At 55.4% G+C, this 12,565-nt stretch carries 13 protein-coding genes; all 13 read right to left on the reverse strand.

Annotated features, from left to right (window positions below; genetic code table 11):
* Positions 1 to 5: 5 nt before the first annotated feature.
* The 13 genes from HW090_RS04400 to HW090_RS04460 all read right to left on the reverse strand — a co-directional run bounded on the left by HW090_RS04400 (position 6) and on the right by HW090_RS04460 (position 12,562).
* Positions 6 to 407: a hypothetical protein gene (locus HW090_RS04400; RefSeq protein WP_179112332.1), complete on the reverse strand. Its 402-nt coding sequence runs from the start codon at positions 405 to 407 to the stop codon at positions 6 to 8.
* A 35-nt stretch (positions 408 to 442) separates the two neighbouring features.
* The gene (locus HW090_RS04405) at positions 443 to 1,126 is read right to left on the reverse strand and encodes a hypothetical protein (protein WP_179112333.1); all 684 of its coding nucleotides are present in this window, start codon (positions 1,124 to 1,126) and stop codon (positions 443 to 445) included.
* 264 nt (positions 1,127 to 1,390) lie between these two features.
* Positions 1,391 to 2,599: a glycosyltransferase family 9 protein gene (locus tag HW090_RS04410; protein WP_179112334.1), complete on the reverse strand. Its 1,209-nt coding sequence runs from the start codon at positions 2,597 to 2,599 to the stop codon at positions 1,391 to 1,393.
* Between the two features lie 14 nt (positions 2,600 to 2,613).
* On the reverse strand, positions 2,614 to 4,173 hold the full coding sequence (locus HW090_RS04415; RefSeq protein ID WP_179112335.1) for a glycosyltransferase family 9 protein: 1,560 nt from the start codon (positions 4,171 to 4,173) through the stop codon (positions 2,614 to 2,616).
* Between the two features lie 11 nt (positions 4,174 to 4,184).
* Entirely contained in the window at positions 4,185 to 4,808 is a 624-nt protein-coding gene (locus HW090_RS04420) for a UDP-3-O-(3-hydroxymyristoyl)glucosamine N-acyltransferase (protein ID WP_179112336.1), read from the reverse strand.
* Positions 4,798 to 5,940 (reverse strand): aromatic ring-hydroxylating dioxygenase subunit alpha, encoded by a 1,143-nt coding sequence (locus HW090_RS04425; protein WP_179112337.1) that lies wholly within the window; start codon positions 5,938 to 5,940, stop codon positions 4,798 to 4,800. Before HW090_RS04425 ends, HW090_RS04420 begins: the two co-directional genes overlap by 11 nt.
* A 25-nt stretch (positions 5,941 to 5,965) precedes the next feature.
* On the reverse strand, positions 5,966 to 6,601 hold the full coding sequence (locus HW090_RS04430) for an acetyltransferase (protein ID WP_218673562.1): 636 nt from the start codon (positions 6,599 to 6,601) through the stop codon (positions 5,966 to 5,968).
* Entirely contained in the window at positions 6,601 to 7,161 is a 561-nt protein-coding gene (locus HW090_RS04435; protein ID WP_179112338.1) for an SDR family NAD(P)-dependent oxidoreductase, read from the reverse strand. Before HW090_RS04435 ends, HW090_RS04430 begins: the two co-directional genes overlap by 1 nt.
* Complete coding sequence (locus tag HW090_RS04440; protein WP_179112339.1) at positions 7,158 to 7,922, reverse strand: SDR family NAD(P)-dependent oxidoreductase; 765 nt, start codon at positions 7,920 to 7,922, stop codon at positions 7,158 to 7,160. The genes HW090_RS04435 and HW090_RS04440 overlap by 4 nt, the downstream gene beginning before the upstream one ends.
* Positions 7,919 to 8,971, reverse strand: a complete 1,053-nt coding sequence (locus HW090_RS04445; protein ID WP_179112340.1) for a ketoacyl-ACP synthase III — start codon at positions 8,969 to 8,971, stop codon at positions 7,919 to 7,921. Before HW090_RS04445 ends, HW090_RS04440 begins: the two co-directional genes overlap by 4 nt.
* Positions 8,972 to 8,973: 2 nt before the next feature.
* Positions 8,974 to 9,198, reverse strand: a complete 225-nt coding sequence (locus HW090_RS04450; protein ID WP_179112341.1) for an acyl carrier protein — start codon at positions 9,196 to 9,198, stop codon at positions 8,974 to 8,976.
* Positions 9,199 to 9,261: 63 nt separating this feature from the next.
* A complete protein-coding gene (locus HW090_RS04455; RefSeq protein ID WP_179112342.1) occupies positions 9,262 to 10,377 on the reverse strand; it encodes a DegT/DnrJ/EryC1/StrS aminotransferase family protein in 1,116 nt (371 codons plus the stop codon).
* A gap of 589 nt (positions 10,378 to 10,966) precedes the next feature.
* Positions 10,967 to 12,562 carry a flagellar hook-associated protein 3 gene (locus HW090_RS04460; RefSeq protein WP_179112343.1) on the reverse strand — a complete coding sequence of 532 codons (1,596 nt, stop codon included), beginning with the start codon at positions 12,560 to 12,562 and terminating at the stop codon, positions 10,967 to 10,969.
* Positions 12,563 to 12,565: the final 3 nt, after the last annotated feature.

The following is a 12,565-nucleotide window of genomic DNA, read 5'->3' on the forward strand; positions in this document are numbered from 1 at the left end:
CAATGTCAACCGCGATTGACAATAGCTGAACTTGTTTTCAATGATATGGGATGACCTGCACATTCCAGCCCTGAGAGAAAATAATTTGGCGGCACAAAAATCCTATCCACATATCCCGGGACATCCTGGAAAAGATACTTGTATCTCGAATGTACAAAAAATGCATTACTGCCCGTAATGTTGCAGCACACAGGGAAGTAGCCATATTCCGAGAAAAGATCAAAAAAAGAAGAGAAGCCGGCACCAAAATAGTCATCAAACGTCCACTGATGGGCCCTATCATAATCCATCACGAATCTTATCGGAGGAATAAACTTTGCATTATATTCAGTAACAAACAGGCTTGGACGAGTCCCCGCATCAAGCAACGCCTTGACAAAATGCCAATCATTACCGTCGACATCCATCGAGATAAAATCGCAATCCCGTTGTCCTATCAGACTCAAACCCGCCCGGTAGATATCAACGAAATTATCCAGGGTAATCCCGCTCTTTGAATATAGAAAACCAGTTTCTGGTTTACGGGATAGAGAGAATGCCAGCCCCTCATTACTTGCTCCCCCTTACAACCACAAGCCAGTAGCGCCAATGTGTTATTTTCTGCTCCATACTCAACGCCATATTCAAAAAACACACCTTGCCGAATACCTATCCTCCGCAGGATTTCAAATATGATTCCATCTTCCTCATTCTGCGAATAGACCTTTTTACCAAGACTCATGATGGGGTTTGCATTGCGCTCAACCTCCACCGCAGACCATGACCTTAGCACCCTGAGAACATCAAAATTATATTTATCTTTCTGGGGCCTTGCCGGCAGCGACATCAGCTCTGCTTTCACAACATCAAAATCACAACACTCCATCCCTGCGGATGAACACAGCCGACCGCCCCATTCATGACCTTTTTGGCTGACAGACAGATCTATAGCAAGTGCATCGGGATATTGACTTGCGCGAGCCAGAAATTGCTCCGCTGTCCATCGAGGAACGCCATGAATATGTGTACTGTTTCTCTCATCATCAATAGCCGCAATCACGTTAAAAAAGCTAGAGGCAATCAGCTCCCCACAGACGGAACCAAGTCGAGACATCGGCGCGAGTAAAAATATGGAGCGCTGCTGCATGATTGATACCCCCTTAGCCTATTAGCCCAATGAATTTAAAATTAGCCGCCAAGTACGAAAAAGCCCCCCATATCAGGCAAGGCCAACCCCCCTCTTACCCCTTGAATAGCTGTGCTTTATCCGCCGTCAAACTCCTGCACTACTGCATTGAGCAGAAGGACATTCGTATTTCAATGCGGAGCAATTCAATAGGCTCCTTCTGAAAAGATCGTTGCTCGTTCCTACACGGCTCTAGTACCAAAGGGCTTTCTCAGTATTTCCCCATCACTGAGCAACGAACATATGCTCGCATTCGCTGGAGCCGGATAACACCTTCAACTCACGAGCAACGCTCTCGAAAATAGAAATTGCCGAATGCTCCATGCAGACAGGCTGCTCATGCCCAGCCGGGCATTGGTTATACCACTCCCGCGTCGTCCACCAGCAGTTGCCACAAGCAGCTGGCGGCACGTTCAGATTCTGCGGATAGCCAAACCAGCCTATGTTGGTCGGGCCAAACATGACGACCGACTTCACGCCCAGCGCAGCGGCATAATGAACCAGCCCACCTTCTATATCGAGGTGAAGCATGGAACCGGCAAGTACCGCCAGCGAACTCTGGAAATTCGCCATGCCACGGTAATTCAGATCCACACCGTCAATGTTCTTGCCGAAGCCACCGCCGATCTGCACGACCAGAATATCCGGGAACGCTGACTTGATAAGAACGACCAATTCATTCCAGAACTCGAAACGCACGGACTTTGTCAGTCGCTCCATCTGTGCCCCCGAGTTCTTGCCCCAGCCATCGTTCAGCGTAATGTACCGACGCCCGGCAAGCTCCACCGGCCGGGCGGGCAGGGACATGGGATAATGATCGCCACCGTAGGCGATACCGCTCATGGCATGCAGGGACTTTCTGCGTGTACGCCCGCGAAAGACTTCTTTGTGCGCATAGGCACCATCAAGGCAAGGGGCATTCCTGATGTAGGGCTCGACCACATGCCAGATTCTGACAATGGCACTGTGAATGGAGCAGACCAGTTGCCTGGCGCCCTCGCAAGCCATGATACGTTCCCACTTGATATGTTCTTCGTCGAAGCTCACACAGGTAGCGCACACTAGGATGAAGTCATAGTCGCCCTTGTTATAGTTGAGCAGGGTATGCGGGTGGACACCGCCCACGCCCTCAAGCGCGGCAAAGAGAAAACCAACCTGCTCGCTGGGCACACCATCGATGTAAACATCTACCTGCGCCGCCCCGGCAAAGGCGCTCTGCAGATCACGGACGAATCGCGCGCAGACCAGCATGTCACCCAACCCACCGCCCAACTGCACGGCATAACGCAGCGACGCCACTTTTTCCGTTACGCCCTCGCGCTCTTTCGCGGTAGCAAGCTTCTGCGAGCGCACCAACCGGCTCAACTCCCGCAATACCCATTCACCGGAATAGCCTTTAGCGAGCAGGTCGTACAAATATGCAAGTTCAGACATTCCCTACTCCTACCTTATCGGCCTGACGCATTCATTGAATCACCCTCATATATCCGGTCGTCCTCAGACGCCTGGACAACCAGGCTGAAGACATCAGCAACGGAGACATTCGCCACACAAGGAAAAGCATCCCCCTCCAACCTCTCGTGCCGGCAGTGCCAATTGCACTGAAAGCACTCCATCTGTTTCATCGCGATCAGCGGCCTGCGGCCAGGAAAACGCTCGGGATAGGGCAGAAAGGCGCCATAGTGCCCACCACCCAGAATACAGACGGATGCCGTCTCGACCGCCGGGGCAATATGAATGGCCGAGGTATCGTTGCTGACCAGAACCCTGGCGCCGCGGACCCATTCGATCAACTCGGCCAGTGTCGTCCTCCCACCAAGATCCACCACATCGGGCCCCAGGGCGCTTGCCACAGTCGCACAGAGCGCCTTCTCCTCCTCGCCGCCACAGAGGACGACTGTCCACCCGAAGCGCTGCTGGAGGGCTTGGCCTAACGCAGCAAAGTGTTCTGCCGGCCACCGCTTGTAACGCCACCCCGCGCCAGGAAACAGGATGCAGTAGTCTCTCTGCGGCAGTGCCACGCCGTAGGTTCGCGGCAGGCTTGCAGCATGCAGTGTTCTCCCGAAAGGCGAGCAAAACACCGCATGCTGGAACATCTGGTGGGCATAGGGTTCAAGCCTGGTCGAGACCAAGTACGTATACCAGGCATCCCCTTGCCTTTTCTGTTCGCTCGTCATCTCCAGAGACTCATCCGCACAACCGATACGGACAGCTGCGCGGCTTGAGCGGATCAGGTCATCGCCATAGACGAAACGAGGCAGCATTGCATTGATGGCAACCGAATATCCCGCAAGCCGCATACGCCACTGGATCGCCCAACGATAAAGCAGCTCACTGCTGAATCGGTAGTGATCGACCGCTATGACCTCGTCCCACCAAGGCAATGTGGCCGCGTAATCCGCCCAGGCCGCATAGGCGAACAACACGATCCTACTCTCGGCATAATGTTGACGAATGGAGGGGACGCCATGCAGCCAGATCATGAAGTCCCCCGTACCGTCCAGTTTGATCAGTGCGACTTTTCCACTCTGCGCGGACGGCCATGGGAAAGTGGCAATGATCTGATCCATGACGGATACCAACCTGTGAAAATACCTCCCCCTGCTTTTCCGGGCTCGCTCGCCAACCAACGCGTGATCAAGGGAAAACACCTCCAACGCTTGTGCGTAATCGATGCAGGCCACGCCGGCGCTGCGGCACAATTGCTGGAAATACTTTCTCGGTGCAGCTCGCTCGCAGGTATTCACGGCAATGATGCCGGGAGTTGCCGAGGCCATTTCCCGCAATGCCTCGGAGCTCAGCAATGGAACACCGAAATACTCCGGGGAACTGCTCGCCCGAAAATCGTCCACGATAGCGACGAGACGGAACGGTCTTTTTTCGTGGGGCAAGCACAGTAATCGATTCCCCATACCGTGCGTTCCCAGGATTACGACTTTCGTGTCTTTTCCCCCATCAGCAAAGATGGCACGCGCCCGTCTGGCAGATCGCGACAAAAACCTGCTCATGGCGTTCACCATTAACTGCCATAGACACATATGGGTTCGTCGTAGCGCAGGTCATAGATGGTCTTGTCGGCGACATCGGCGTCATAGCGCCTGGGCCATCCCAGTTCCGCCCCCTTGCCCACCTTGACTCCGCTACCGACCACCGCTCCGCTACGAATGATCGCATGCGCCCCCACGACCACCCGGGCGCCGATCTGCACGCCAGGCTCCACCCAGGCGGATGAGCGGATATGGCTGTTGCCGCCGATATTGGCTCCGGCATGCACCACACTGTTGTAATCCAGCCGGCTGCCATGGCCGACAATCGCCAGTGGCCCGACGAATACGTTCTTACCCACCACGACATGCGTCGCGACATCGGCACGCTCACTGATGAAAGGCTGCAGGGAAAACCCTCGCGCCAACGCCGCCTGAAACAGCTCCATACGCTTGAAATTCCCAAAACGCTCGTCAAAGGCGATGAACACATCACCCTGCGCCGGGTTCAAGGCATCGAGCGCGCGAAAATCAAATTCATAATCTGCGCCCTGGGCAACCTCCACTCGTTGCACATGCTCATGCGGCCTGGCTCCGCGCCATGCCTGGAAGACCAGCTCCAGGTAATCCCCCCCTCCGACGATCCACCTAGAGTTCATGCCCGGTCTCCATCAGCGTGGCGTACCAGCGCTCGATCTTCCGATTGGTACTCTCGTACGCCCCCTGCGTGGGAATCGGGGCATCATCGTGCAGTACACTCTGTATCCGTTCCAGCATTTCGATGTCTTCGCTCAGAATCTTCTTGCTGTAGTGCATGTTCGCCAGCAGCACCTGGTATGAGGCGGCGTAGGGCGCCTTCCTCTTCGCGGTGACGAAGTAGATTTCCACATCGGTTCTGTCAGGCGCCACAGGCACATGATGCTCAATGGTGAAAGAATAGCCACCGTTGCCAGAGGCGATATGCAGGTTCGGGTAGGCCAGCCAATTAAAATAGGCATCCTGCGAGCCCCAACGCTCCACCCTTTGCAACCAGGGAACGTCACGTATTGCTTCAATCACCCCCTCAGGCCCGCCGTAACTGAATGGGCGCATGGTCTTGCGCAAACCGGCAGACGAGATATCCATCAGCGGCTCCAGCGCCTGCTCAGCACTCCCCTCGGCCAGGAAGGGAAAACTGGCCACACTGGCCAGGCTCTTGCCATGAAGGTACTTGACGTGATTGAAGTCCCGCAGGTTCTCATAGACCAGTTTCCAGTTGAAACGACCATGCCAGGTGGTCACCATCACCTCGCTGTCGAAGGACTCCGCAGCGCTTTGCAGGGACTCGACAAACTCCGCCTGGAACTGCTCCTCGAATGGCATGGGCTCATCAGCCAGATTGATGAACAGCAGGCTCCCCACCTGTTTCAGGGCAAACTCGCGCAACTTCAGAGACTGTTTCTCCACCTCGCCGAAACCGTAGATCGCATCGCAGTCAGGTATGTTTTTAGCCCTCCCCGAAACGTCATAGCTCCAAGCATGATAGGGGCATACCAGAGCCCTCCGTCCACAGAACCCCTGCTGTAGCGGAGCACTACGGTGCAGGCAGACATTCTCGAAAGCCTTGAGCTGGCCGTGGAAATTCTGGATGACCACGGGAATTCCGGCGGTCTTGCGGACGATGAACGAGTTGTTGTCAGGCACGAGAGAAGTCAGCCCGGCGAACAGCCAGAGCTTGCGGAAAATCTTGCGCTGTTCGCGCGCAAAGACATCCTGCGACAGGTAGTAGCTGGGTAGCATGCGCGACTGCATGGCGAAACTTCCTATGAATACGCGGCTAGAAAATGATGCGTGCAGGGTTACCGAAAACTGTCACTCCGGCAGGAACGTCCTTGACGACCACCGAGCCAGCGCCAACCGTGGCACCCTTGCCTATGCTTACGCCCGGAATAATGGTGGCGTTGGGGTAGACAATGGCCTGATCGCCGATCTGCGCCCCACCGCCGATGAACACCATCGCGCCGATCTGCGCATAGTCGCCGATACATACGTCATGGCTGATGATGGTTGCACTGTGGATATTGGCAAAATCGCCAATATGGACATCGGGGCTGACCTGAACCCGATGTGACAGAATCGCCCCCCGACCTATCCGCACGCGCACGCTGATCCAGCCCTGGGGAGCATCATGCAACGCTGGAAACTCTCCCCCCTTATTCAGAATCGGGCACACGAACTGCTGGCGCCCCTTAGGCAGGCCAACAGCACAAACGAAAATGTCGTCCTCCTGCGGCTGATGACTCAGTGGGTTACCCACAATAGAGAAGCCACAGTCGATATCGTCGAGCATGTGCGGGCGCGTATCGAGAAAGCCGGCCAGCATCCACTCCCTGTCATAGTCAGTATGATCCTGCAGGAGAACCAGGACTTCCCGCCCCCAGCCGCCAGCACCGATTATGTACAACCTTTTCATCAGACAGTTCCGCCTCCGTTGACCGGCAGGTTGATACCTGTAATCCAACGGCTGGCATCCGACAGGAGGAAAGTGATGGTATTGGCGATGTCCGGCCAAACAGACTCATCTAGCCGAGACGAAATACCATTGACGCGGATACCATGCCCAGCCTGCTCCAGCGCCAGACACCTGATGATTCCCAGCAGACCCGCCTTACTCGCCGCATAGGCGCCTCGCCCCCGCTCCCCCCTTGCGGCCGACAGCAGGAATACGATGGATGCCTTGTTGGCCATACTTCCTTGCAACAATTGCTGTGTCAGCATCACCGGCTGTACGAGGTTGGCTTGTAACACCCGTGTCAGGCAGGAAACGTCAAGATCGGCAACCTCCTGCCATGATGGCTCATCCACGCAATGCACCAGACCATGGATCAACTGGCCTGGATGCGGGGCATGCATGATGGTTGCGCCACGCTGCATGCAGGCCTCAGAAATATACCTGCCCGGACTCGAGTCGATACCATTGATGAGTATCATCTTGCCATGCAGAGAAAACACGCTCGACGGCAAATTGTTCATGAATGAATGTCCAGGGGTATGCTCAATCCACCATCCACGATGGTGTAATTGCTCGTGAGCCCACGGCTGGCATCCGAAAGATAGAACACCGAGGTATAGGCAATGTCTTCCGGTTCGCCCATGCCGAGCGGGGTTCTGGCAATCAATTCGGCCATGTTCGCACCACCCTGCCCAAGCCCCTCCAACATGGGGGTTCGGACATAGCCCGGAGCAATGCAGTTGGCACGTATACCCTGCCTGCCAAGCTCGATTGCAAGAGTTCGCATGGCGCCCAGCAGCGCCGATTTGCTAGCAGCATACGCGCCTGTGGCCATCGCGCCGCTATGAGAGGCCAGCGCAGAGATGAACAGGATGGAACCCTGCCGTGCGATGCATTTCCTTGCAAGCACCGCTTGAGTCAGTAGCAACGGTCCATAGGTATTGGTATTGAAAATGGTCTGCAGGTGACTGGCATTGATCAGGCGAAAAGGCACCAGCCGAGCAATACCGGCAGCGTGAACCAGGCCATCGAGTGCTCCGCTTTCGTTGGCGACCCGCGTCACACCCTCCTCTGTGGATAGGTCGGCGACGATCAGAGCATGGTCTTCACCGTACAACTCAGCAAATGTACTCTGCAGACGCTTGGCATCCCTACCACAGATCACCATCTGCGCCCCCACCTGCGAGCAGGTAATCGCAATCTGCCTGCCAATACCGGACGATGCCCCTGTGACCAGCACTCGCTTGCCATTGAGCGAGAACGGATCTGACTTGGCCGTCATGAAACGATCAACTCCGGGAACACGGCACCTTCCACATCGACGATGGCACCTCCCCACGAGAGCCCCACGCCAAAACCGCACAACAATAAACGTGTTCGCCCCTGGGCCAGTGCATCGCGCAGACGTACCGTTACCGTCACCGGCAACGAGGCGCCACTGGTATTGCCGAACTCGCGCAAGGTCGAGGGCACCTTGTCCTCAGGCAGCCCAAGTTTCTTGCGGATGGTTTCATTGATCATCCTATTAGCCTGATGAAAGACAAAATGATCAATCTCGCCCTTGGTAACACCAGCATACCCCAGCAGATTTTCCACCATTGGAGGAACACGCTGGGTCGAAAAACTAATGATCGCCGGACCATCGAGAATCAGATCAAGGTCAGAACGCCAAAACCCATCCTCCCCCTTACGAGCGATAGCATGCTCCAATTGGAAGGGGCTACGGTGCCCACCAACCGGTACGATGATCGCCTTATAGCCACTGCCGTCACTGTTCAGATCGAAATACATGGGAGCAGCATCCTCGCTATATTCCAATGCAGTTGCTGTCCCTGCATCGGAAAACAGCGGATCTTTCAATGGATCCTTGTGCTTATAGCTGGAGCGATCGCCCAGCAATATCAGGCCCTTGCGTATCACTCCGGAGGCAATCATGCTGCCAAGGATTTGCAAGGCGAACGGATAAGCCGAACAGCCAAGGTTGACGTCAAAGGCAATAGTGGAATGCGGCAGCCCCAGTCGGTCCTGCAATATGATGGCTGTGGCAGGCACCAAGTAATCGGGAGACTGGGTCACCACGATCAACGCACCGACGTCCTCGCGTGCCCATTGCAGATCATCCAGCAGTTTCTCGGCAGCATCGTATGCAAGGTCGGAGAAGCACTGCCAATCAGGACATACACGCCGCGTCTCAATACCGATATTACGCACCAGTCGCTCACGCTCGGCGCGCAGGTGCGGCGAGACATCATGAATACTATGAACGACCTGCTTTGGTACACAGGTCGCCATACCGGCAAAACGGACATTCCGCAACGTTGAAGTGGACATGGTTACAGTCCCGTCAACGTGTAGAGGCCACCGAGGGTCTGCTCCTGTTTCAGGTCTGCTCCGGTGATGGTCTTGCCATATTCCATGTCGAACATGACGATCACAGCCAAGGCGGCAATCGAATCCCACTCGGGCAGATCGCGCAGAGCAGTATCCATCGTTACCTCGACCGGCTTCAGAAAATCGGTAGCGAACAGGAAACTCTCGATGAATTGCTCTTGACTCATGACTTGATCCTTCTGTGGCGTTAATGCGTTATCGGCATGTGGAGGCTGGAGCTTGAGAACATATCAGCGACCTGCTCCGGAAATCACTTCAACAATGGATTCTACCTCCTGCCGACTCAAGCCCGGATAAATAGGCAAGCACAAGATTCTGGCCGAGACAGCGCGCGCAACCGGAAGAGTCTCGGCAGTTGCAGACGGCAAACTACTGTACATGGGAAAGTCGCTGATCAGCGGGTAGAAGTAACGACGCACCAGAACATCGTGCTGACGCAGGTGGTGGTAAAGACCATCCCGGCCCAGCGGGAAGCCCTCCTCGACCAGCACCGGGAAATAAGCATGGTTCGAACAGCCCTCCTTCCCAGCCTGCAGGCAGCGTATTCCGGGAACATTCGCCAGCAACGACCTGTAAAGCTGGTCGATTTGGCGACGCTGAGCTAGGGCCTTGTCGATATGCTTTAGCTGCAGCAGACCGAATGCAGCACTGACTTCATTCAGTTTCCCGTTGATTCCTGGCATCAGCACCGTAACCTCGTCGAGAAAACCGAAATTCTTCAGGTGATCGATACGCTGTTTGGTCTTTTCGTCCGGGCAAATTATTGCGCCACCCTCGAAGGTGTTGAAAACCTTGGTGGCATGGAAGCTCAGGATACTGAGATCCCCATGGCGCAGGATGCTTCCTCCCCCTCCGTCCTTCACCCCAAAGGCGTGGGCGGCATCGTAGATGACCTTCAGGTTGTAGGTATCGGCAATGCGCTGGATTTCACGGGTCGCACAGGGATTGCCATAGCAATGGACAGGCATGATGGCCGTGGTCTGCGGCGTGATGGCAGCCTCGATCTTCCGAGGATTCAAGTTCAGCGTCACAGGGTCGATATCGACGAAAACCGGCTTGAGCCCATTCCAATTCAGGGCATGACTGGTCGCAACGAATGAATAGGGAGTAGTGATCACTTCGCCAGAAATGCGCAGCGCCTGCAAGGCCGTAATCAGCGCCAGAGTGCCATTAGCAAACAGGGACAGGTGCTCCACCCCCAGATAGTCGCAGAGTTCCTGCTCCAAGGCCTGATGCATCGCCCCACCGTTGGTGAGAAAGCGGCTCTGCCAGATTTCCTCCAGATAAGGAATGAACTCTTCCAGAGGAGGAAGCAGAGGACTTGTGACCGGTATGACTTTCTTCATAGATTCCTGATCATCAGCCCCTGAAGGTGCATTGCGTAACGCAATTCTCAGTGTCCAATACTACTGGTACAGTACCCTGGATAGCAGGTGCGGGCATGGCAAGCCACATGACTGGCGACTCATAATAGCAAAACGATATCCAGCACCCTAACCCGTCACCCAGATGTTTGTCCCTAGTCCATTTGGACCGACCAGCCTTCATGACACTATAGACCTCATACCTGCTCCTATCAGGAGTACAAGCGCCCTCTCAAGGTCATGTGATATGCACACCCTGACCATTCAACGCCTGCCCGCAGAGCAGCAACCTCTGGTGAACGACTTCTATAAAAGCCATAACAGTCAGACGCGGGCACCAAAAGGGCTCAAGCCAGGAAAGACGGAATAGTGGCAGCCTGCTGCCTGACAGCAGTGCCCGGAGGGTTCTGGTTGACAGGGCTCTTCGTCGCACCGAGTGAGCACAAGAATGCTCGCAACAACCCGCCGCTGAAGCTCTCGAAACCTGCAGTTAGCGGCTGTTGCCGTTTCGTCGCGACCGAGCCGCCACCCAGATCACCCTGCCGCCCCTTCAACGCCCAACGCAACAGCATCACATCTTGTTGAACAGGCTCAACTGAGAGATACGCACGAACGAGGACTGCGCCGCCTCTAATTTGCTCTGCTGAAGGAGCAATCGTGAAATAGCCTCGACCATGTCGGTGTCCCGTATGGATGACTGGTTGCTGGCATTGTTGATCTGCAGGCTTTCGTTCTCGGTGGTCAGCGTCTCGATGACGTTCAGGCGCGCACCGATGGAAGACTGCGTGGCCAGGACCTGGTCCCTGCCGTTATCCAGGTTACTGAGCGCAGAGGCCACGGCATCTCGCAAGGCCAGACGTGCGGCCGGATCCCCGGTGACAGGCGTCTTGAGCACGGCACTGAGATTACTGATGGTCTCAAACACACTCTGGGCTTCGGGCGACTGCCCTTGTACGACGAAGTAGTCACCTGCTGCTGCACCTGCGCTGATCTGCAACTGAGTGCCAGCAAAGCTGATGGTCTCGGGATAAGTACCGGAAAGCGAACCACTGGCAATCGGCGCGCTACCCGCCCTGAACGGTTGTGCATAGACCTCGTAATCGGTGGCACTGGTAAAACGAATCTGTGCCCCCGCGCTTGGAAACTGGGTCGTGTAGGCAGTCTGGTTGACCACAGCCCCCGAAGTCAGTTGAGCCGCCGATGTGTTGCTGGAGTTGCGCGTCACCGATATCTCAGGGACAGCAGCGCCAAAGGTAAAGCTGTAACCGGTCAACAGGCTGTCCAGGTTCTCCTTGTCATCCCCCTCCTGCAAGACCACATCCAACTCGAACGTAGCACCACGAAGACTGATTTTCGTGGGATCCAGATTAGTTGGATCGAACGTTCCCGCCAGCGTGGAGGCCTCGCTGGTCACATCATTGCCGGCACCGTCCAGAATGCGAAATTGCGTACTGCTGAGCAACTCGACTGTATAGGGCTGCCCATCACGAAAATTCTTGTTGTACTGAGGCGTGTTGCCTACCAGGCCTTGTGACAGGTAGACACGCTGGCCACCGGTAGCAGGGTCATTGGTCAGACTGGACTGCGTACGGCTGGCGTTGGTGACGTTCTCGAAAATACTCCAGCCCGTATCATTCGCCGCCAATGCACCCGATGCCGAAACCTGCAAATCGAGGCTGGTCTGATCGCCCTGATGAGAGACGGAACCATCGGGATTACGAATGAAAGGAGGGATGCTGCTGTTGGCGCCAGCGAACACATAGTTCCCACTGGCATCTTTGCTGTTCATGATGTCCAGCAATTGATTCGTTATCTGATCCAGTTCACTGGCGTTCGACTTGCGATCTTCGTCGGACAGCGAGCCCCCTCCCGATCTCACCGTCAACTCACGCGCACGCTGCAACACGTTTTTGGCGGTTTCGAGCAACACATCTTCCTGGGTCAGCAGGTTGGTCGCCGCTGTCATGTTATTACTGAACTGCTTGAGCTGCGCACTCTGCTGTTCCAGTTGCAAAAGTCGCGCGGCACCTACCGGGTCATCGGCTGGCGTCTGTATCCGCACACCACTGGATATCTGCTGCTGGGTCTTGACGGCATCGGCATACCCCTTCTGATAGCCAGAGATGTTGGAGTTGAACATCTGTGGGGTCGAGATACGCGTACTCATATC

This window comes from Pseudomonas sp. ABC1 (assembly GCF_013395055.1).
GTDB lineage: Bacteria > Pseudomonadota > Gammaproteobacteria > Pseudomonadales > Pseudomonadaceae > Stutzerimonas.